The organism is Curtobacterium sp. UNCCL20, assembly GCF_900101675.1.
Classification (GTDB): Bacteria; Actinomycetota; Actinomycetes; order Actinomycetales; family Microbacteriaceae; genus Curtobacterium.
Genome location: NZ_FNKG01000002.1, coordinates 144,890 through 165,714 on the forward strand (window position 1 = coordinate 144,890; position 20,825 = coordinate 165,714).

Genomic DNA, 20,825 nt, shown 5'->3' on the forward strand with positions numbered 1-20,825 from the left:
GGATGAGACGGGGCTCACTGGAGGTTCGTCACACACGACTTCTCGGATTCAGCGATCTGTCAGAGAAACGCGTCGATCCCCGGGTTTCCGTACCCCTGGGGGTGCAGCGGTCAGTCGAGCGCGCGGGTTCCGGCTGCGCGACTGCGCTCGGACGCACCACGGATCGAGCGCACGGCCGACATCGGGGACTCGCCCCGTTCCTCCTGGAAGAGCTGCTGGAGGCGACGCGGACGGATGCCGGCAGCATCCGCGATCTCCTGCAGGGTGACGCCGTCGTCGGCGTGCGCCTCGATGAAGGCGAGCGCCTTCCGGAGCCGCCACGAGGCGCGTCCGGTGTCGGGCCGCGCGGCCAGCGACGACCGGAGGGTGGTGGCCGGGTCCTCGCCGAAGCGATCCCGGTAGGCGACGGCGAAGCGGCCGGGGTTGGTGAAGCCCCAGCGGCGCGCGGTCGTGGTGACGCCGTCGGCACCGTCACCGTGCAGGAGGTCACGGCGCACCCGGTCGAGCCGGTGGTCGCGCAGGAACCGGTGCGGGGTCGAGTCGAGCGTGCGGGCGAACACGTCCTGCAGTCCGCGCTGGCTGAGGCCGCACGCGGCGGCGATGTCGGGGACTGACGGGCGATCGGCCGCGTTCGACTCGATGAACCGGATGGCATCGCGCAGCCGGTTCGCCAGCGGGACGTCCGAGCCGCGGTTCCGCAGCGGGAAGGTGTCGAGGACGACCACGGCGAGACGACGGTTCAGCGCCGTCCGCATCGGCCCGACCACCCGGTCGTCGACGAGCATCGGACCGAGCTCGCGGATGAGGTGCCGGAGGGGCTCCTGACGGGCGACGACCTCGTCCTGCTGCTCGAACAGCAGCGGGCCGTCGGGGAGTCGGAAGCCGAGGTCACGACCGACCTGGCGGAGGAAGCGGTCGGCGACGTGGACCCCGTTGTAGACCGTCTCCGACGACTCGAACCGGTACGCCTCCGACGCCGACGCGATGTACGGGCTGCCCGGCTCGACCGTGCGGGACCGGTCCGCGAAGTGCATGTCGAGCCGGCCCTTCGTGAGCCAGAACACCACGTGGTCGTCCCGTGGTCCGATGACCCCGCCGCGCTTCCCGCCCTCGGCGCGCATGGTCCGCAGCGTCAGGTCGTCGTCGCCGACGACCGTGTACTCGTAGCGCGCGTCGTTCGTGGCGAAGGTGTCCGAGGCGAAGTCGGAGCCGTGGTACTCGGCCTCGAAGATCGCGGAGTAGTCCGAGCCGTCGCCGTCCCCGAACCGCAGCCTGCGGAAGCCGTTGGCGGACGGGGCGGTCATGCGCGCATCATGCCACGGTCCGGTGCGTGATCCGGAGCGGTTGCGTCCTGGTGGATTCGGAATACCCTAGGGGGGTACCGTATTGACCCACTACGGAGGACACGATGCACGAACACGTCGGCTACATCGGCGACAAGGACGACCTGCTCAAGCGGCTCCGTCGCGCCGAGGGCCAGGTGCGGGGGATCGCCCGCATGGTCGAGGACGAGACGTACTGCATCGACGTCCTCACCCAGATCTCCGCGGCGAACCGGGCGCTCGAACGCGTCGCGCTGTCGCTGCTCGAGGACCACCTGTCGCACTGCGTCGCCGAAGCGGTCGCCGAGGGCGGAGACGCCGCGAACGCCAAGGTGCGCGAGGCGAGCGAGGCGATCGCCCGACTCGTCCGCTCCTGAACCGAAGGGAACACCATGACCACCGAACTCCTGCTCGTCGAGGGCATGACCTGCGAACACTGCGTGATGAGCGTCACCGAGGAGCTCAGCGAGCTCGACGGGGTGTCGGACGTCGCTGTCCAGCTCGTGCCCGGCGGCCGCTCCGAGGTCACCGTCACGTCGGACGCCCCCGTCGCCGCCGAGGCCCTCCGCGACGCCGTCACCGAGGCGGGGTACGAGGTCGTGCGGTCATGACGGACGGCGTCGTCGAGCTCGACATCACGGGCATGACCTGCGCCTCGTGCGCGAACCGCATCGAACGGAAGCTCGGCAAGCTGCCCGGCGTCACGGCGACCGTGAACTACGCCACCGAGAAGGCGCGCGTGCAGATCGAGCGCGCCGACGCCGCCGAGCCCGGTGCCACCGTCGGCACGGCCGACACCGCCGCGCTCATCGCGGCCGTCGAGTCGGCGGGCTACGGGGCGACCGTCCCCGCGCCGCCGGTCCCGACGAGCTCCTCGGACGCGTCGGGTTCCTCGGACGCGTCGGACCGCCGTGACGATGACCCCGCCGGCGGTCTCCGCCAGCGCCTCCTCGTGACCACCGTGCTCGCGGTGCCCGTCGTCGTGCTGTCGATGGTGCCCGTGCTGCAGTTCCCGAACTGGCAGTGGCTCGCCCTCGCCCTCGCCGCACCGGTCGCCGTCTGGGGTGCACTGCCGTTCCACCGCGCCGCGTGGGTGAACGCCCGGCACGGCGCCGCGACGATGGACACGCTCGTCAGCGTCGGCGTGCTCGCCGCGTTCGGGTGGTCGCTGTACGCGCTCTTCTTCGGCGACGCCGGGATGACCGGCATGCACATGACGTTCGCGTGGTTCGCGACCGACCCCGAGGCGAGCGACCTCTACCTCGAGGTCGCCAGCGCCGTGACCGTCTTCATCCTGGCCGGCCGGTACATGGAGGCCCGCGCGAAACAGCAGTCCGGCGCCGCCCTCCGCGCCCTGCTGGAACTCGGGGCGAAGGACGCGACCGTGCTCCGTGCCGGCGACTCCGGCCCCACCGAGGTCCGCGTGCCCGCCGCGTCACTCGTCGTCGGCGACGTGGTCGTCGTGCGGCCGGGGGAGCGGATCCCGAGCGACGGTACCGTCCGCAACGGATCGTCCGCCGTCGACCTCAGCATGCTCACCGGCGAGTCCGTCCCCGTCGAGGTCCGTCCCGGCGACACCGTCACCGGCGCCACGATCAACGTCGGTGGACGCCTCGTCGTGACCATCACCCGGGTCGGCGCCGACACCGAACTCGCCCGGATGGGACGACTGATCGAGGACGCGCAGACCGGCAAGGCCGAGGTGCAGCGCCTCGCGGACCGCGTCTCCGGCGTCTTCGTGCCGATCGTCATCGGCCTCGCCCTGCTCGCGTTCGCCGGGTGGCTCGTCCTCGGTGGCTCCGTGACCGCCGCGTTCACCGCCTCCGTCGCGACGCTCATCATCGCGTGCCCCTGCGCGCTCGGCCTCGCGACCCCGACCGCGCTCCTCGTCGGCACCGGCCGCGGGTCCCAGCTCGGCATCCTCATCGGCGGCCCGCAGGTCCTCGAGCGCACCCGCGCGGTCGACACGATCGTGCTCGACAAGACCGGCACCGTGACCTCCGGCACCATGTCGCTGCGGTCCGTCACCGGCACGACCGATGCCGATGACGCCACCGTGCTCCGGCTCGCCGGCGCCGTCGAGGCGGGATCGGAGCACCCCGTCGGACGTGCGATCGTCGACGGTGCCCGCAACCTCGCCGTGGAGCCGGTCGACGCGTCCCGGTTCACCTCCACTCCCGGCGCCGGCGTGCAGGCCGTCGTCGACGGGGACGTCGTCCTGGTCGGCACCGCCCGGTGGCTCGCCGAGTCGTGGTCGATCGAGCTCCCCGAGACGCTGGTCGACGGACTCGCAGCCGCCGAGCAGGACGGTGGGACCGCCGTCGTCGTGGCCCGCAACGGTGCCGCGATCGGCCTCGTCGTCGTCGGCGACACCGTCAAGCCCGAGGCCGCCGACGCCGTGCGCCGCTTCACCGCGCTCGGCCTGCGCCCCGTGCTGCTGACCGGCGACAACGAGGGCGCCGCCCGTGCCGTCGCGGCCGAGGTCGGCATCGACGAGGTGCACGCCCGCGCCACCCCGGCCTCGAAGCTCGAGACCGTCCGGCGCCTGCAGTCCGAGGGACGGACCGTGGCGATGGTGGGTGACGGCGTGAACGACGCCGCGGCGCTCGCCGCAGCGGACCTCGGCATCGCGATGGGCGCGGGCACGGACGCGGCGATCGCCGCGAGCGACATCACCGTCGTCAGCGGTCGGCTCACCGTGGTGGCCGAGGCGATCCGGCTGTCCCGGGCGACGCTCCGCACCATCAAGGGGAACCTGTTCTGGGCGTTCGCGTACAACGTGGCGGCGATCCCGCTGGCGATGGCCGGGCTGCTCAACCCGGTGCTGGCCGGTGCTGCCATGGCGTTCTCGTCGGTCTTCGTCGTGACGAACAGCCTCCGGCTCCGTCGCTTCGCCCCGCTGCCCTGACCCCACTGCCCTGACGCCGCTGCCGTGACCCGCCGCCCGCGCGACGCGACCCGACTGTGCGCAGCACCCGCCCGACGGCACTACGCTCGAAGACGGTCCGCGACGCAGCGCTGCGGTGACCCGCGGGCTTGTACGTCTTGAAGGTGATCCAGGAGGACCCCGTGACCGAATCCGCTCCCGTCGACCCCACATCGACCGAAGGCTGGAAGCAGCTGGACGGCATCGCCGCCGGCTTCACCCCGGACCTGCGAGGGTGGTTCGACACCGACCCCGGTCGTGCCGAGCGCTACACGTTCCAGGCGGCGGACCTCACCGTTGACCTGTCCAAGGGGCTCGTGGACGACGAGATCCTCGGTGCCCTGCTGCAGGTCGCGAAGGACACCGGCGTCGCCGACCGCTTCCAGGCGATGCTCGCCGGTGAGCACATCAACGCGACCGAGGACCGTGCCGTCCTGCACACCGCGCTCCGCCGCCCGAAGGCGACCGAGGGCCTCGTGCCGGCGGCGCCCCTGACGGTCGACGGCCAGGACGTCGACGCCGACGTGCACGCCACGCTCGACAAGGTCTACGGCTTCGCCTCGAAGGTGCGGAGCGGCGAGTGGACCGGTGTCACCGGCAAGCGCATCGAGACCGTCGTCAACATCGGCATCGGTGGCTCCGACCTCGGCCCGGTCATGGTCTACGAGGCACTCAAGCCCTACGTCCAGCCCGGTCTCGAGGCCCGTTTCGTCTCGAACATCGACCCCGCCGACATCTACGAGAAGACGGCCGACCTCGACCCGGAGACCACGCTCTTCATCGTCGCGTCGAAGACCTTCGGCACCCTCGAGACCCTGACGAACGCCCGCCTCGCCCGCCAGTGGCTGTGGGAGCGGCTCGGCCTCACGGACGCATCCGACGACGAGAAGTCGAACGCCGTCGCGAAGCACTTCGTCGCCGTCTCGACCGCGCTGGACAAGGTCGCCGCGTTCGGCATCGACCCCGAGAACGCCTTCGGCTTCTGGGACTGGGTGGGCGGCCGCTACTCGGTCGACTCGGCCATCGGCACGAGCGTCGTCATCGCGATCGGCAAGGAGAACTGGGAGCAGTTCCTCGCCGGCTTCCACGCCATCGACGAGCACGTCCGCACCACGCCGCTCGAGCAGAACGTCCCCGTCCTGATGGGCCTGCTCAACGTCTGGTACACGAACTTCCTCGGTGCGCAGAGCCACGCGGTCCTGCCGTACACGCAGTACCTGCACCGCTTCGCCGCGTACCTGCAGCAGCTCACCATGGAGTCGAACGGCAAGCGCGTCCGCTGGGACGGCTCGCCCGTCACCACCGAGACCGGCGAGGTCTTCTGGGGTGAGCCCGGCACGAACGGCCAGCACGCGTTCTACCAGCTCATCCACCAGGGCACCCGCCTGATCCCGGCCGACTTCATCACGGTCGCCAACCCGGCCCGTCCGCTCAAGGACGAGACCGGCGACGGCAAGGGTGTCGCGCCCGGCACCGACGTGCACACGCTGTTCCTGGCGAACTTCTTCGCGCAGACCAAGGCGCTCGCGTTCGGCAAGACCGCCGACGAGGTCCGCGCCGAGGGCACCACGGACGAGGCGATCGTCGCGGCGCGCACGTTCCCGGGCAACAAGCCGACCACGTCGATCATCGCGCCGGAGCTCACCCCGAGTGTCCTCGGCCAGCTCATCGCCCTGTACGAGCACATCGTGTTCACCGAGGGCACGATCTGGGGCATCGACTCGTTCGACCAGTGGGGTGTGGAGCTCGGCAAGCAGCTGGCGCTGCAGGTCACGCCGGCCGTCGAGGGCGACCAGGCCGCGCTCGACGCGCAGGACCCGTCGACCAAGGCGCTCATCGCGAAGTACCTGGAGCTGCGGAAGTAACGCACGCCCCCACCAGACGGACGGGAGGCCCGTGGCGGATCCGCCACGGGCCTCCCGTCCGTCTGCTGGTCGCGCTGGCCGCGGTGCGGACGCGACCCGAGACTCGGGTTGTGCGACAGTTCTCGGGCCACGAAGCCCGAGAACTGTCGCTGCGGCCGAGACTCGGGCCAGCCGGCGGGCCGGCGGGCCGGCGGGCGGGCCGGCCGGCCGGCGGGCGGGCCGGCTGCCCGCGAGCGTCAGCGACCGAGCGGGTCGAGGTTGAGCGTCGTGCCCTCGTACAGGTGCTGGTCCTCGCCGAACACCTGCACGCCCTCGTTCAGCCAGACCAGGTCGCGCACCGTGATGCCGAACCGCGCGGCCACGTCCCCGATGAGGTCGTCGGGTGCCACCGTGTACGACTTCGGCGCCCCGGCCGCGGTCGTGGCGGTGACCGGCCCGGTCGCGTTCGCGCGGGCTCCGGCGTCCTTCGGGTGCACGTTCGTCTGCCGTGCCGGCACGGACCAGCGCACCGTCGTCACGGCGAGCACCTTGCCGGCGGCGATCTCGACGGGGACGTCCTGGCCGGCGGCCGCGGCGGAGTACGTGACGAGCGTGCCGAGGTGCGACGGGTCGACACCGGACCCGGTCAGCGGCACGTTCGCGGCGATCGGGCCGCTCGTGGGTCCGCCGAGCGTGTGCGCTCCGACGCCGTCGTAGGTGAGCCCGTCGCCGACCTTCCGCGGCAGGTCGAACAGCGCGACGGCGACCGGCACCGGCAGTGTCGAGGTGACGCCGGAGTACTGCGCGGTGAACGTGTCGTCGCCGTTCGCGACCACCCGGAAGTGGAAGTGGATGCTGCCCTTGGGCGACGCCACGTCGCCCTGGGCGAGCACGGTGCCGCCCGGGATCGGGGTCAGCGTCGGCGCGGGTGCCGCCGCCTCGGTCGGTTCGGGCGTGGGCGTCCGGGGGTTCGCGGAAGCCTCGAGCAGGTCCGATGCCGACTCCCCGGTCGGCGTGGGGGTGGGGCTGTCGCTCGGGGGAGCGGTCGTCGCCGGCGGGGTGGACGGCGCCGGCAGGGCGTCGTCCGACCCGCGCAGCAACGAGCAACCGGACAGGGCGACGGTGGCCAGCACGACGGCTCCGACCGTCACGATCCGTTTCATGATTCCCCCTCGCGTCGATGGTAGCGGGGAGTCGGTCACCGGAAGAGGGGTCGCCGGTGGATGTGTCCGTGGGTGTAGTGCCCGGTGGGCCTGCCCGGTGCGCGACCGTGTCGGTCGGAGCGGCTACCGTCGAGGGCATGGAGCGTTCGGAGATCCTCGCCGCGGCGGCTGCCGCGCACGCCGCCCGCATCGCCGAAGAGGGCGGTGACGACACGGCCGCCCGGGCCCGTGCCGAGCAGGTCCGCAGGCGCGCCGACGGCCTGCTCGACCGGTTCGTGACCACCGAGGGAGCGACCGCGGGTGCGGCCACGGACGGCACCGCGACCGCAAGCGGGGACGGCGCCGCGACCGAGAGCGAGGCGCGCGACGCCCAGCGTCGGCGTGCGGGCGAGGCGGCCCGAGCGGCCGCGCGCACCGAGGGCTCGCTCTCCGACTGGCAGCGGATGGGCACCCGGCGCGGGGTGACCCCCGACGACCAGGTCCGGACCGCCTGGACCGTCGCGGGCGTCCCGGAGCAGGGCGATGCGCGGGCGCTGGCGAACGTGCTGCTCTCCACCGCGGGGCACGCCGGTCGCGTGGCCGACGCTGCACGGAGGAACCCCCGGCTGTCCGGTGCCGCGAGCGCTGCCGCCCGTCGCACCGTCCGCCGCTACACGGACCACGGCGCGGACATGGCCTCGCTGGGGGACGTGCTCAACGAGCCGCAGCCGCCGTCGGACCAGGACTGAGTGGACCGCTCCCGCGCTGACCAGGACTTTCATGGAGCGATCCAAACCGGTCGATGTCCATATGTGTGATTGACAGGACATGGAATCGGGTTACGATCCTTCCAAGCGATGAAGCGTGATCACTGACGAAGGAGTCACCCGAATGGTCGACATCAAACCGACAGCCCCGAGCACCTCGCTCCCACCGGTGGGGAAGGGCCCGCACGTCCGACGCCTCGGCGTCCTCGCCCTCGTCGCCACGTTCGGCGGCCTCCTGTTCGGCTACGACACCGGCGTGATCAACGGCGCCCTGCTGCCGATGAAGCAGGAGCTCGGCCTGACGAACCTCACCGAGGGCATCGTCACCAGCTCGCTGCTGTTCGGCGCCGCCATCGGCGCGATGCTCGGCGGTCGCATCGCCGACGGGTGGGGTCGCCGCAAGACGATCATCCTGCTCGCCGTGACGTTCTTCGTCGGCACCCTGATCTGCGTGTTCTCGCCGACCTTCGGCGTCATCGTGATCGGCCGCGTGCTGCTCGGTCTGGCGGTGGGCGGTGCCTCCACGGTCGTGCCGGTGTTCCTCGCCGAACTCGCCCCCTACGAGATCCGCGGGTCGCTGTCCGGTCGCAACGAGCTCATGATCGTCATCGGTCAGCTCGCCGCGTTCCTCGTCAACGCGGTCATCGGCAGCCTGTGGGGCGAGGGCAACGGCGTCTGGCGGGTCATGCTCGCCGTGTGCGCCCTGCCCGCGATCGCACTCTTCGTCGGCATGCTCCGCGTCCCGGAGTCGCCGCGCTGGCTCGCGTCGAAGGGGCGCAACGACGAGGCGCTCGCGGTCCTCGGCCAGATCCGTTCGCAGGAGCGCGCCTCGGCCGAACTCGAGGACATCAAGCGCACGAACGAGTTCGAGGCGAAGGTCCAGCGCGAGTCCGGTTGGCGGGTCCTGCTCGGCAACAAGTGGCTGATCCGCATCGTGCTCATCGGCGCGGGCCTCGGTGTCGCCCAGCAGCTCACCGGCATCAACTCGATCATGTACTACGGCCAGACCGTCCTCATCGAGTCGGGCTTCCAGCAGTCGGCGGCCCTCATCGCGAACATCGCACCGGGTGTCATCGCCGTGATCGGTGGCTTCATCGCCATCTACAACATGGAGAAGATCAACCGCCGGACGACGCTCATCATCGGGTTCTCGTTGACGACGGTCTGCCACTTCCTCATCGGCATCGCCTCGGTCGCCCTGCCGGACGGCAACCCGGCCCGCCCGTGGGTGATCCTGTTCCTCGTCGTCGCGTTCGTCGGCTCGATGCAGACCTTCCTCAACATCGCCGTCTGGGTGGTGCTCTCGGAGATCTTCCCGACGCAGATCCGCGCACTCGGCATGGGCATCGCGGTGTTCTGCCTCTGGATCGCGAACGCGTTCCTCGGGCTGTACTTCCCGACGATCGTCGCCGCGACCGGCATCACCGGCACGTTCTTCGGCTTCGCCGTCGTCGGACTCCTCGCACTGCTCTTCATCTGGAAGTTCGTGCCGGAGAGCCGTGGTCGCACCCTCGAGGAAGTCGAAGAGGGCGTCACCACCGGCAACATCTTCACGGTCCCCACGAAGACGGCGCGCCGCTGACGCAGCGCACGTGCGTGCAGACGGACGGGAGGCCCGTGGCGGATCCGCCACGGGCCTCCCGTCCGTCTGTGTGTCGCGACCGGGGCCGCGCTCGCGCTACGGGCGCAGGAGCACCTTGCCGACGCGGCCGGCGGTGTCGCTCGCGCGCACCGCGTCACGGACGTCCTCGAACGCGAAGACGTCGGCGACGGGGAGCGTCAGCGAACCGTCGAGCACCCGGGTGATGAGCTCGCCGAAGAGCTGCCCCTTCGTCTCGGCGGGCATGGTCTTGCTGACGACGCTGCCCCAGAAGCCCTTGATCGTGACCTGCTTGAAGATCACGGCGCCGGAGGGGATCGACATCATCGGCGACGCCATCGCGCCGAACACCACGAGCGTGGCGTCCTCGGCGAGGGTGGAGACGATGTCCGCCGCGGCCTGACCTCCCACGGACTCGACGCCCGCGACGATCGGTGCGCCGCCGGTGATCGCCGTGACCTGGTCCTGCCAGCCCTCGGCGTCGGTGGCGACGACGCGCTCGATGCCCTGACTGCGGAGCTCCTCGACACCGGCGGCGCGCCGGACGAGCCCGACGACGTTGATGCCACGGGCCGCGGCGAGCTGGGCGACCATGCGGCCGACGGCGCCGTTCGCGGCGTTCTGGATCATCCAGTCGCCCTCGTGCAGGTCGAGCGAGTGCAGCAGGCTGATCGCGCTGAACGGCATCGAGACGAGCTGTGCGGCAGCCTCGTCCGACATCGCGTCGGGCACCGGGATGAGCCCGGCGGCGTCGGCGACGTAGTACTCGGCCCAGACGCCGAAGGTCCCGCCGGCGACGCGCTGGCCGACCTGGAGTCGATCAACGCCCTCGCCGAGTGCCTCGACGACGCCGAGCGCCTCGGTGCCGGACTGCGCCGGGAGCTCGGGCTTGAAGCCGTAGGTGCCGCGGACGGTCCACAGGTCGTGGTTGTGGATGGGCGAGAGCACGGTCCGGACGAGCACCTGGCCGGGGCCGGGCTGCGGGACGGGGCGCTCCGCGACGGTCAGGACGTCGGCGGGCTCGGCGAACGTCTCGTGGACGACGGCACGCATGGTGCCGGGGGTGTTCGTGGCGGTCATGGACTAGTCCTCCGAGACGGTGATGGTGACGTCGATGTTGCCGCGCGTCGCGTTGGAGTACGGGCACACCTGGTGTGCGGCGTCCGCGAGGGCCTGGGCCTGGTCGTGCTCGAGTCCGGGCAGGACGACCTCGAGCAGCACGGCCAGCTGGTAGCCGCCCTCGCCGTTCGGGCCGATCTGGACGCGGCCGCCCACGGACGAGTCGGCGATCTTCACCTTCTGGCTGCGAGCGACGCCCTGCAGTGCGGAGTGGAAGCACGCGGCGTACCCGGCGGCGAAGAGCTGCTCGGGGTTCGTGCCGCCGCCTGCGCCACCCATCTCCTTCGGGATGGCGAGGTCGAGCGCGAACGATCCGTCGCTGGTGGCGACGCGGCCGTCGCGGCCGGCGCCGGTGGAGAGGGCCTCGGCGGTGTAGAGGGCTTCCATGTGGTGTTCCTTCCTTCGTGGGGTCAGTGGTCTGTTGCGCGCACGGGCGCGGCCGACGTGGCCGCTGCCGCGCGCATGGTCTCGGTGAGTCGCTGCAGCGTCGCGATGAGCTCGACCGCGGCCTGCTCGTCGGACAGGCCCATGCCGGCGGCGATGCGTGCCGGGATGTGCGCGAGTTCCGGGCGCAGGGCGAGCCCGCGCTCGCCGATGGTCACCGTGACGACGCGCTCGTCGGTGCTGCGGCGTTCGCGGCGGACGAGGTCTGCCTGCTCCATGCGGCGCAGGAGCGGGGAGAGGGTGCCGGAGTCGAGCTGCAGGTGGTCGCCGAGGCTCGACACGGTCTGGTCGCCCTCGATCCACAGGGTCACGAGCACGAGGTACTGCGGGTAGGTCAGTCCCCACGGTTCGAGCAGCGTCCGGTACGCCTGGGTCGTCGCACGGGACGCCGCGTAGAGCGAGAAGCACACCATCTCGTCGGTCACGGGCATACCAGCAGCATTGCACGCAACTTGGTTGTGCACAACCGAATGGCGGATCACACGCCGGTTCCACAGCGGCCTGGAGGCGCGGGGCGGGCTGGCCACGCGCCTCCAGGCCGTCAGGCGGTCTGCTCTCAGGCGGTCGTCGTCCGGTCCGGTGCCGCGGACGGCTCCGGCGTCTCGTCCTCGGGGCGCGCGCGCAACCGCAGGGTCGCGGCCAGGCCGAGCACCAGGAACCCCGCCGCCGACCAGGCGGCCGCCCGGGTGCCGTCGCTGAACGCCTCGGCGGCGGCCGCACCGGCGGACGGACTCTGCTCGGTCAGCGCACCGATCGAGCCGCCGGAGGAGGACACGACGGTGTCGGCGATCTGCGACGCGGCCGCCGCGGGGGTCCCCTCGTCCTGCAGTCGGTGGTCGAGGATGGTCTGCGTCGACGTGAACAGCACCGTCCCGAGCACGGCGATGCCCAGCGCCGAGCCGATCTGGCGTGCGGTGCTCTGTGCGCCGGACGCTTCGCCGCTCCGCTCGACCGGCACGTCGCGGAGCACGACGCTCGTGAGCTGGGCGGTGGCCAGCCCGACGCCGAAGCCGTAGACGAACAGGCACGGCACGATCGCCCACCACGGGGTCGACGAGGTGATCACGAAGCCGATCGCCGCGACGCCGACGATCTCGGCGCCGATGCCGATCCGGACGATCGGCAGGGCGCCGATCCGCTGCCCGGTGGTGGCGGCGAACCCGCTCGCCACGAAGGACCCGATCGCGAGCGCGAGGAGCACGAAGCCGGTCTGCAGCGCGGAGTACCCGAGGACGTTCTGCAGCCAGAGCGGCAGCGACAGGATGATGCCGAACTCGCCGAGGGACACGATGAGCGCAGCGATCGAGCCGTTCCGGAACGAGCCGATCGTGAACAGGTCGAGCGCGATGAGGGTCGAGCGGTCGAGGCGCTGGCGGCGGCGGGTCCACACCACGAACAGCACCCCGGCGATGATCGTCAGCGCGAAGGCGAACGGGATGGGGGAGGTCGACGCGGGCCACGCCCAGTCACCGACCCGGAAGCGCTCGGCCGGCTCCCACCAGCCGTAGGTCCGGCCCTCGATGAGCCCGAACACGAGCGACGCGCTGGTGAGCACGCTGAGGACGGCGCCGACGACGTCGATCCGGCCGGCGTGCACGGTGTCCCGGGACTCCTGCACCGTCAGGTACGCGCCGATGACGATCGCGATGCCGAGCGGCACGTTGATCCCGAACGCCCACCGCCACGAGAAGTCGGTGGTCAGCCAGCCGCCGAGCAGCGGACCGACGGCGACCATCCCGCCGATGGTGGAGCCCCAGACGGCGAACGCGATGCCGCGCTCCCGTCCGGTGAACGTCGCGTTGACCAGCGACAGGGTGGTCGGCAGGACCATCGCGCCGCCGAGGCCCTGCAGGACGCGGGCGACGACGAGCAGGTCGCCGGTCGGGGCCAGTGCGGCCAGGACGGATGCGACCACGAAGACCGACACACCGATCGTCAGCAGGCGTCTCCGGCCGTACCGGTCGGCGAGCGAGCCGAACACGAGCAGCAGGGCTGCGAAGACGAGGGTGTAGCTCTCCTGCACCCACTGGACGAGGGTGGAGCCGATGTCGAGGTCGCGGACGATGCTCGGGATCGCGACGTTGACGATGGTCGAGTCGACGATGATGAGCGACACGGCGACGCTGATCACCACGAGCCCTGCCCAGCGTCGGCGGTCCGGTGTCGTGCCTGCGGTCATCTGGTGCCTCCCGAGGTCGTCAGCATGCTGACGACCACCATACGCGCACAAGTCCGACGCGGACGGTGCGGGCCGGTTAGGCTGACGTGACCCACGATGACCAGCAACGACCTCGACAACTCAGCGACCACGGGAGCCGGCGACAGCCGCCGGACCGGCAGGGCGTCGTCCCACGGCAAGACGATCCTGATCGGGGAGCACGCCGTGGTCTACGGCGCCCCCGCTCTCGTGCTCCCGGTGCTCGACGCCCGGGTGGTCGCGACGGTGACACCGGTCGACGCCGGCGCCGGCCACCACCTCGAGTCGACCGTGCACACCGGCCCGCTCGACCTCGCGCCCGCCGCCGTGATGCCCACCGTCACCGCCGTGACCGCGACCCTCCGCCACTTCGGCGTGACCGACAAGCACTTCCACGTCCGTGTCGACAGCGAGGTCCCCACCGCCCGGGGCATGGGCTCGAGCGCCGCGGTCGCCGCCGCCGTTACCGCCGCCGTGGCCGACGCCCTCGGCGAGACCCTCGACGCCGAGACCCACCACGAGCTCATCCAGGAGTGCGAGCGCGTCGCCCACGGGCACCCCTCCGGACTCGATGCCCGCGGGGTCGTCGCCGACGCCCCGGTCTGGTTCGAGGGCGGCCACATCGAGCCGGTCGAGCTCGGCGCGCGCTTCACCTTCGTCGTCGCCGACACCGGCGTCCCCGGACACACCCGCGAGGCCGTCGCCGCGGTCCGGGACCGCCACGACCAGGACCCGGCCGGGATCGACGACGTGATCGACCGCATCGGCGCGCTCGCCCGTCGCGCACGGGGGACACTGGTGGACGGCGATGCCCAGGCGCTGGGTGCCACGATGGACGCCGCGCACGAGCTCCTCGCCGCACTCGACGTGTCGAGCGACGACCTGGACCGGCTCGTCGACGCCGCACGTGCTGCGGACGCCCTCGGCGCGAAGCTCACCGGCGGCGGGCGAGGCGGATGCGTCCTCGCACTCGCCACGGACGCACGAGCGGCGGACCGCATCGCGGCCGCGCTCCGCGGCGCAGGTGCCGCAGCCACCTGGACCACCACGATCGGAGACCGCGCTTGATGAAGGCCACCGCGCTCGCGCACCCCAACATCGCCCTCGTGAAGTACTGGGGCAAGGCGGACGCGCAGCTCGCGCTGCCCGCCACGGGCAGCGTCTCGATGGGGCTCGACGTGTTCCCGACGACGACGACCGTCACGGTGGGCGACGGTTCGGCGGCGGACCCGGAGGCGCGTGATGCGTTCACGCTGAACGGTCGCGTCGCGCCGGACGGCGCGCTGGTGCGGGTGCAGGAGTTCCTCGACCTCGTGCGGGCGCTCGCCGGGTCCTCCGAGCGTGCCACCGTGGTGTCCGAGAACACCGTGCCGACCGGTGCCGGGCTCGCCTCGAGCGCCTCCGGCTTCGCGGCGCTCGCCACCGCTGCGTCGGCGGCGTACGGCCTCGACCTCTCCCAGCGGGACCTCTCCCGGCTGGCCCGGCGCGGTTCGGGCTCGGCCACCCGGTCGATCCCCGGTGGTGTGGCCGTCTGGCACGCCGGCGACGACGAGGGCTCCTTCGCGGAGCCGATCCCCGCGCCGCCGATGGCCATGGTCGTCGTGACGATCGACGCGGGACCGAAGCCGATCGGTTCGCGCGAGGCGATGCGCCGCACCATCGCGACCTCGCCGTTCTACCCGGCCTGGGTCACCTCGACCACCGAGACGGTCGGGGACATGCTCGCCGCGTGCGCCGCCGGCGACTTCACGCGCATCGGCGAGATCACCGAGTCGAACGCGCTCCGGATGCACGCCACGATCGAGGGCGCGTTCCCGCCGATCCGCTACCTCACCGCCCGCAGCGTCGCGGTGTTCGACGCGGTCGCCGAGCTCCGGGCCGCCGGCACCGAGGCCTACGCCACGGCCGACGCCGGCCCGAACGTCGTCGTGCTCACGAAGCCCGAGGACCGGGCCTCCGTCGCGTCCGCGCTGTCCGGCCTCGGCGACGTCATCGAGTCCGGCACCGGACCCGCCGCACGCGTCATCGAGTCCGGCACCGGACCCGCCGCGCGCCTGGTCGGCTCCGAAGGAACGGGGACGCCCGACCCGGGCGTCGTCCCCGACCCGGAGGAGAGCGCCGAGTGATCGAGTTCCGTGCCCACGGCAAGCTGTTCGTCGCGGGCGAGTACGCCGTCGTCGAGCCGGGGCAGCCGTCCGTGCTCATCGCCCTCGATCGTGCGATCACCGCTCGGGTCAGCGAGGGCCACGGCGCCGGCAGCGTGCACTCCGAGGAGTACGGGCACCTGCCGCTCACCTGGACCCGCGCCGAGGACGGCATCGCGCTCGACACCGAGCACCACCCGTACGACTACGTGATGGCGACGATCGACCTCGTCGAGAAGCTCCGCGGCGAGCAGGGCATCGCGCCGCGCTTCCACGACCTCCGCATCCACAGCCAGCTCGACGACGCCAGCGGGCGGAAGTTCGGCCTCGGGTCGTCCGCCGCGGTCACCGTCGCCACGGTCGGCGCGCTCGACCGGTTCTACGGGCTCGGCCTCTCCCAGCGGAAGCGCTTCCAGGTCGCCCTGCTCGCGACCATCCGGGTGAACCCGCGCGCCTCCGGCGGCGACCTGGCGGCGAGCACCTTCGGCGGCTGGCTGCGCTACAGCGCCCCGGACCGCGAACGCCTCGCCGCGCAGCTCGACCAGCGCAGCGTGACCGACATCCTCGGTGACGCCGACGCATGGGAGGGCTTCGACGTCCAGCGCCTTCCGGCGCCCGAGAACCTCGAGCTCCTCGTCGGTTGGACCGGCTCGCCCGCGTCCACCACCAAGCTCGTCGGCGTCGTGCGTCGTCACCGCAACGGCGGGTACCAGGCGTTCCTCGACGAGAGCCGGGCCTGCGTCGACGACCTGACCACGGGCCTCCAGACCGGCGACGCGGAGCGCACGCTCGGTGCGCTCCGTCGCGCCCGCGGGCTGCTGCAACGCCTCGGCGACTCCGTCGGTTCCAAGATCGAGACCGACCGTCTCGCCACCCTGTGCGACGTCGTCGAGGCGGCGGGCGGGGCGGCGAAGCCGTCGGGCGCCGGCGGCGGCGACTGCGGCATCGCGCTCGTCCCGGCGGACACCGACCTCGCCGGCATCCACCGCGCCTGGGAGGCGCACGACATCAGACACCTCAGCGTCGCGGTGCAAGCGCCCGAAGGGAGCGTCGATGACTGACCTGCTGACCCCGATCCCCACGAAGTGGGTGGGGCCGATCCGCATCAGCGGCAACGCCGTGGAGGGCGAGCACGAGGTGCCGCTCGCCACGTACGAGTCGCCCCTCTGGCCGTCCGTCGGCCGCGGTGCCCGCATCTCGCGCATGGTCGAGGGCGGCATCGTCGCGACCGTCGTCGACGAGCGGATGACCCGCTCGGTGGTCGTCCGTGCGTCCAGCGCCGCGGCCGCGCACATCGCCGCGGGGCAGATCCTCGCGCGGCAGGACGACCTCGCCGCGATCGTGTCCGGGCAGAGCCGGTTCGCGAAGCTCATCGAGGTGCACCCGGAGATCGTCGGGGACCTGCTGTTCCTGCGGTTCGCGTTCACCACGGGCGACGCCTCCGGGCACAACATGGTGACGCAGGCGGCGGACAAGCTGCTGCCCGCGATCCTCGAGTGGCAGCCGGGCCTCCGCTACGTGTCCGTGTCCGGCAACTTCTGCACCGACAAGAAGGCCACCGCGGTGAACGGTATCCGTGGCCGCGGCCGGAACACCATCGCCGAGATCGTCATCCCCGGCGAGGTCGTCGAGAAGCGCCTGCGGTCCTCGACCGAGCGCATCGTCGAGCTCAACGTCGCGAAGAACCTCATCGGATCGACGATCGCGGGCGCCCTCCGTTCCGCGAACGCCCACTACGCGAACATGCTGCTCGGGTTCTACCTCGCCACCGGGCAGGACGCCGCGAACATCGTCGAGGGCTCCCAGGGCATCACCTCGGCGGAGAACCGTGACGGCGACCTGTACTTCGCCACCTCGCTCCCGCACCTCATCGTCGGCACGGTCGGCAACGGCAAGGGCGGCGACCTGCCCGTCGTCGAGGACGCCCTGGTCCGCCTCGGCTGCCGCGAGGACCGCGAACCCGGCGCGAACGCCCGCCGCCTCGCCGCACTGTGCGCCGCGACCGTCCTCTGCGGGGAGCTCTCGCTGCTCGCCGCCCAGACCAACCCGGGCGAACTGATGGCGGCGCACGTCGCCATGGAACGCCGTGGCACCCGTCCGGCAGGAGGCGCAGCATGACGACGTCCGCACCGTCCACGGTCGGCATCCACGACATCGCGATCGCGACCGGCCACCACGTCCTCGAGCTCGACGACCTCGCCGAGCGCCTCGGCGTCGACCCGGCGAAGTACCACGTCGGCATCGGGCAGGACGCGTTCAGCGTGCCCGCGGCTGACGAGGACATCGTCACGATGGGGGCCGCCGCCGCGAAGGAGCTCATCGACCGCCACGGCGCCGACGGCATCCGCACCGTGCTGTTCGCCACCGAGTCGGGCGTCGACCAGTCCAAGGCCGCCGGCGTGTTCGTGCACGGACTGCTCGGCCTGCCGCAGAACGTCCGCGTCGTCGAGCTGAAGCAGGCCTGCTACGGCGGGACCGCTGCGGTCCAGCTCGCCCTCGGCATCGTCGCCCGCGCCCCGCACGAGCGCGTCCTCGTGATCGCCGCCGACGTCGCCCGCTACGACGTCGACACCGCCGCCGAGCCCACCCAGGGCGCCGGCGCGGCCGCGATGCTCATCGCCGCGGACCCCGACCTCATCGAGCTCGAACCCGCCGCGGGCGTCTTCACCGCCGACGTGGACGACTTCTGGCGCCCGAACGACCGCTCCACGGCGCTCGTCGACGGGCGCCTGTCCGTCAGCGCCTACGTCAACGCGTTCGTCGGCGCCTGGGACGACCTCGCGTCGCAGGGCGGTCCGGCGTTCGCCGACATCGCCCGGTTCGTGCACCACCAGCCGTTCACGAAGATGGCGATCAAGGCGCACCGGAAGCTGACGCAGCACGTCGGCGTGCCGTTCGACGAGTCCGAGCTGGCACTCGGGTTCACGTACAACCGGCAGACCGGCAACACGTACACGGCGTCGCTCTGGATCGGGCTCGCAGCGCTGCTCGACCTCGACGACGACCTCTCCGGGGAGCGCATCGCCCTGTTCAGCTACGGTTCGGGCAGCGTCGGTGAGCTCATCACCGGCATCGTCCGGCCCGGGTACCACGCGCACCGACGGGAGGGCCGCGTCCGCGAGCTCCTCGCCGCCCGCGTCCCGCTGACGGTCGACGCGTACCGCGAGCTGCACGCCGCCGGTGCTGCCACGAGCGAGGACGTCGAGCGCCCGCGTGTCACGACGGCGCCGTTCCGCTTCGCCGGCGTGCGGGGCGGGGCCCGGCAGTACGAGGCGACGGCGCAGGACTGACGCGGGTCGGTCCGCGCGCGGTCCGCGTGACCTGTCGCTTTCGTGGGCAGGTGGCGACCGGATGACGGACTGGAGGCCCGTGGCGAATCCGCCACGGGCCTCCAGTCCGTCTCCTGCTCACGCGACGGCGGTCAGGACCTCGCGCTCCAGACGCTGGTAGCTGGTCTCCATGCCCTCGGTCATGCCGGTGGCGAGGATCGCGTCGCGCTGCGCCTCGTCCGGGTAGGTGACGAGGAGGGTCAGGAGGGTGACACCGTCGACCTCGTCGAACTGCAGGTCGTTGACGTTCGGCGGGAACGGCGCGCCCGTCATCCGTTCCGTCGTCACCATCCGGCGCTCCGGGTCGACGACGAGGTTCTCGCCCTCGAACCCGAACGCCTCGCCCTCGGTGTCCCCGATCGGCGCCCAGGCGTTGCGGTAGGACCCGCCGACGACGAGGTCGTTCTCGCACACGGTCATCTCCCACACGTCGGGGCCGAGCAGCCAGCGTCGCATCAGCTCGGTGTCGGTGTGGGCACGCCAGAGCAGGTGCCGTGGCGCCTCGAACGCACGGGTGATCCGCACGTGGGTCTCGTCGACGACCTCGGTGACGGTGCCTGCGCCGAGCGCGTACTCGCGCAGGTCGGCGAGTACCCGGTCCAGCTGCCCGAACGCCTGCGTGTAGCCCTCGAGCATGCCCATCTCGAGGAGCTGGTCGAGGCCCGCAGAGGACTCGAACGACGTCAGGACGGTGACCCGCGATCCGCCGTCGACGGGCTCGAACGTCAACACCGTCTCGCTCGCGGGCATCGACTCGTCGACGGCGCCGTCCTCCGTCGCGAACAGGTCGCGGAAGACGATGCGCCGCGGCTCGTCGACCTCGCTGACCTGCCAGACGGACAGGAAAGGCTCGTTCTCCGGGGAGGTCATCCGGTAGTGGGCCGCGCCGCCGGGACGGAGGTCGAACGACGTGAAGGTGGCGGGGAACCCGGGCGGGCCCCAGAACCGTTCGAGCTGCCGGGGATCGGCGAACGCACCCCAGAGGCGCTCGACGGGGACGGGGAACTCGGCCACGAGGGTCATCGTGAGTTCCTCGGGGTCGGTGTGGACGGACGTGGTCGGCATCAGTGGCTCCCGTGGTCTCGGTGTTCTTCGAGCAGTGCGTCGAGCCGGTCGATCCGGCCGCGCCAGAGGTCCGCGTAGCTGTCGAGCAGACCGCGGACCCGGTCGATCTGGCTCGGTTCGGCACGCACCATCCGGGTGCGGCCGCGTGGTTCCTTGGTCACGAGTCCTGCTCCTTCGAGGACGGCGACGTGTTTCTGGACGGCGGCGAACGACATTGCGTACGCGTCCGCCAGCTCGCTCACGGACGCCTCGCCGACGAGGGTGCGACGGAGGATGTCGCGCCTCGTCGCGTCGGCCAGGGCGTGGAAGACCCGGTCGACCTCGGCGTCACTCAGTTCAATTCGTACAACCATTTGGTTGCACGTTACGCGCGGAGGGCGGTGTGCACAAGCCCTTCGGAGTAGAAGAAGTCATGGGCCAGCTCATCTACGACGGCGAGGTGCTCGACCTCCGCGTCGACGACCGGGCACTGACGCACCTGCAGATCGTGATCGTCAACATGCTCCGTCGCGACCACCGCTTCGTGTTCTCGTGGAAGGACGACGTCGTCCACGGTGACGGCCGCAGCAGCATCTGGCTGCACCCGAACGTGAGCCTGCACTTCAAGTTCGGCGGGAGCCGGGTCCCCTCGATCAACCGCAGCTGGCTCGAGGAGCTCTACCGCGCGGCGACCTCGGGTGCCGGGCTCGTCCTGACACCGGAGCCGGCGGACACGAGTTCCGGCGAGGACTCGGCGTGGTCGCGGGCCGTGGTGCCGGGCGATGCCGAGGACGACTCTGAGCAGTAGCACAGGTCCGTCGGTCCGGTCAACGGCTACCGCGCATCCGTGCGAGCACGTACGGTGGCGGTACCGCCGGACCGCGCGGCACCGTGCACAGGGAGCCGGTGCCAGCAGGACGGCGGACCGAGGGGGAACCGTGTGAGAG

The 20,825-nt window shown here is 71.8% G+C and carries 20 protein-coding genes; 12 read left to right on the forward strand and 8 right to left on the reverse strand.

The features are described 5' to 3' along the window. Nucleotides 1–110: 110 nt before the first annotated feature. A complete protein-coding gene (locus BLT36_RS10040) occupies nucleotides 111–1,304 on the reverse strand; it encodes a helix-turn-helix domain-containing protein (protein ID WP_092094818.1) in 1,194 nt (397 codons plus the stop codon). Between the two features lie 104 nt (nucleotides 1,305–1,408). Between BLT36_RS10040 and BLT36_RS10045 the strand changes: the two genes are divergently transcribed. The 4 genes from BLT36_RS10045 (at nucleotide 1,409) to pgi (ending at nucleotide 6,113) form a co-directional block, all read left to right on the forward strand. Beyond that, nucleotides 1,409–1,699, forward strand: coding sequence for a metal-sensitive transcriptional regulator (locus BLT36_RS10045; RefSeq protein ID WP_092094820.1), 291 nt, complete (start codon nucleotides 1,409–1,411; stop codon nucleotides 1,697–1,699). 15 nt (nucleotides 1,700–1,714) lie between these two features. Next, nucleotides 1,715–1,933 carry a heavy-metal-associated domain-containing protein gene (locus BLT36_RS10050; RefSeq protein WP_092094822.1) on the forward strand — a complete coding sequence of 73 codons (219 nt, stop codon included), beginning with the start codon at nucleotides 1,715–1,717 and terminating at the stop codon, nucleotides 1,931–1,933. Further along, a complete protein-coding gene (locus tag BLT36_RS10055) occupies nucleotides 1,930–4,230 on the forward strand; it encodes a heavy metal translocating P-type ATPase (RefSeq protein ID WP_092094824.1) in 2,301 nt (766 codons plus the stop codon). The genes BLT36_RS10050 and BLT36_RS10055 overlap by 4 nt, the downstream gene beginning before the upstream one ends. A 161-nt stretch (nucleotides 4,231–4,391) precedes the next feature. Continuing rightward, a complete protein-coding gene (pgi, locus tag BLT36_RS10060) occupies nucleotides 4,392–6,113 on the forward strand; it encodes a glucose-6-phosphate isomerase (protein WP_092095753.1) in 1,722 nt (573 codons plus the stop codon). A gap of 236 nt (nucleotides 6,114–6,349) precedes the next feature. Here pgi and BLT36_RS10065 read toward each other — a convergent pair whose 3' ends face one another. Beyond that, nucleotides 6,350–7,255 (reverse strand): LysM peptidoglycan-binding domain-containing protein, encoded by a 906-nt coding sequence (locus BLT36_RS10065; protein WP_092094826.1) that lies wholly within the window; start codon nucleotides 7,253–7,255, stop codon nucleotides 6,350–6,352. Nucleotides 7,256–7,392: 137 nt separating this feature from the next. On the opposite strand from BLT36_RS10065, the gene BLT36_RS10070 reads away from it, so the two are divergent. Both BLT36_RS10070 and BLT36_RS10075 read left to right on the forward strand, forming a co-directional pair. Next, the gene (locus BLT36_RS10070) at nucleotides 7,393–7,983 is read left to right on the forward strand and encodes a hypothetical protein (RefSeq protein ID WP_092094828.1); all 591 of its coding nucleotides are present in this window, start codon (nucleotides 7,393–7,395) and stop codon (nucleotides 7,981–7,983) included. A gap of 142 nt (nucleotides 7,984–8,125) precedes the next feature. Beyond that, nucleotides 8,126–9,583, forward strand: coding sequence for a sugar porter family MFS transporter (locus BLT36_RS10075; RefSeq protein ID WP_092094830.1), 1,458 nt, complete (start codon nucleotides 8,126–8,128; stop codon nucleotides 9,581–9,583). Nucleotides 9,584–9,679: 96 nt separating this feature from the next. Here BLT36_RS10075 and BLT36_RS10080 read toward each other — a convergent pair whose 3' ends face one another. The 4 genes from BLT36_RS10080 to BLT36_RS10095 form a co-directional block, all read right to left on the reverse strand. Then, entirely contained in the window at nucleotides 9,680–10,654 is a 975-nt protein-coding gene (locus BLT36_RS10080; RefSeq protein WP_092095754.1) for a zinc-binding dehydrogenase, read from the reverse strand. Nucleotides 10,655–10,684: 30 nt separating this feature from the next. After that, a complete protein-coding gene (locus BLT36_RS10085; protein ID WP_092094832.1) occupies nucleotides 10,685–11,107 on the reverse strand; it encodes an organic hydroperoxide resistance protein in 423 nt (140 codons plus the stop codon). 23 nt (nucleotides 11,108–11,130) lie between these two features. Then, nucleotides 11,131–11,595 (reverse strand): MarR family winged helix-turn-helix transcriptional regulator, encoded by a 465-nt coding sequence (locus BLT36_RS10090; RefSeq protein ID WP_175529596.1) that lies wholly within the window; start codon nucleotides 11,593–11,595, stop codon nucleotides 11,131–11,133. Nucleotides 11,596–11,720: 125 nt separating this feature from the next. Then, nucleotides 11,721–13,343, reverse strand: a complete 1,623-nt coding sequence (locus BLT36_RS10095) for a DHA2 family efflux MFS transporter permease subunit (protein WP_092094834.1) — start codon at nucleotides 13,341–13,343, stop codon at nucleotides 11,721–11,723. A 96-nt stretch (nucleotides 13,344–13,439) separates the two neighbouring features. On the opposite strand from BLT36_RS10095, the gene mvk reads away from it, so the two are divergent. From mvk to BLT36_RS10120, 5 genes are read left to right on the forward strand one after another with little or no spacing between them, the layout of a single operon-like run. Continuing rightward, nucleotides 13,440–14,429 (forward strand): mevalonate kinase, encoded by a 990-nt coding sequence (gene mvk, locus BLT36_RS10100; RefSeq protein ID WP_092094836.1) that lies wholly within the window; start codon nucleotides 13,440–13,442, stop codon nucleotides 14,427–14,429. Then, complete coding sequence (gene mvaD / locus BLT36_RS10105; RefSeq protein WP_368086379.1) at nucleotides 14,429–15,487, forward strand: diphosphomevalonate decarboxylase; 1,059 nt, start codon at nucleotides 14,429–14,431, stop codon at nucleotides 15,485–15,487. The genes mvk and mvaD overlap by 1 nt, the downstream gene beginning before the upstream one ends. Next, nucleotides 15,484–16,566: a phosphomevalonate kinase gene (locus BLT36_RS10110; protein WP_092094840.1), complete on the forward strand. Its 1,083-nt coding sequence runs from the start codon at nucleotides 15,484–15,486 to the stop codon at nucleotides 16,564–16,566. Before mvaD ends, BLT36_RS10110 begins: the two co-directional genes overlap by 4 nt. Then, nucleotides 16,559–17,623 (forward strand): hydroxymethylglutaryl-CoA reductase, encoded by a 1,065-nt coding sequence (locus BLT36_RS10115; RefSeq protein WP_092094842.1) that lies wholly within the window; start codon nucleotides 16,559–16,561, stop codon nucleotides 17,621–17,623. The genes BLT36_RS10110 and BLT36_RS10115 overlap by 8 nt, the downstream gene beginning before the upstream one ends. Then, the gene (locus BLT36_RS10120) at nucleotides 17,620–18,795 is read left to right on the forward strand and encodes a hydroxymethylglutaryl-CoA synthase (protein WP_092094844.1); all 1,176 of its coding nucleotides are present in this window, start codon (nucleotides 17,620–17,622) and stop codon (nucleotides 18,793–18,795) included. Before BLT36_RS10115 ends, BLT36_RS10120 begins: the two co-directional genes overlap by 4 nt. Before the next feature lie 117 nt (nucleotides 18,796–18,912). Here BLT36_RS10120 and BLT36_RS10125 read toward each other — a convergent pair whose 3' ends face one another. Together BLT36_RS10125 and BLT36_RS10130 are read right to left on the reverse strand one after the other, a co-directional pair. After that, nucleotides 18,913–19,899 carry an SRPBCC family protein gene (locus tag BLT36_RS10125; RefSeq protein ID WP_092094846.1) on the reverse strand — a complete coding sequence of 329 codons (987 nt, stop codon included), beginning with the start codon at nucleotides 19,897–19,899 and terminating at the stop codon, nucleotides 18,913–18,915. Then, nucleotides 19,899–20,252 carry an ArsR/SmtB family transcription factor gene (locus tag BLT36_RS10130; protein ID WP_092094848.1) on the reverse strand — a complete coding sequence of 118 codons (354 nt, stop codon included), beginning with the start codon at nucleotides 20,250–20,252 and terminating at the stop codon, nucleotides 19,899–19,901. Before BLT36_RS10130 ends, BLT36_RS10125 begins: the two co-directional genes overlap by 1 nt. 59 nt (nucleotides 20,253–20,311) lie before the next feature. On the opposite strand from BLT36_RS10130, the gene BLT36_RS10135 reads away from it, so the two are divergent. Further along, nucleotides 20,312–20,686: a DUF7882 family protein gene (locus tag BLT36_RS10135; protein WP_092094850.1), complete on the forward strand. Its 375-nt coding sequence runs from the start codon at nucleotides 20,312–20,314 to the stop codon at nucleotides 20,684–20,686. Nucleotides 20,687–20,825 lie beyond the last annotated feature (139 nt).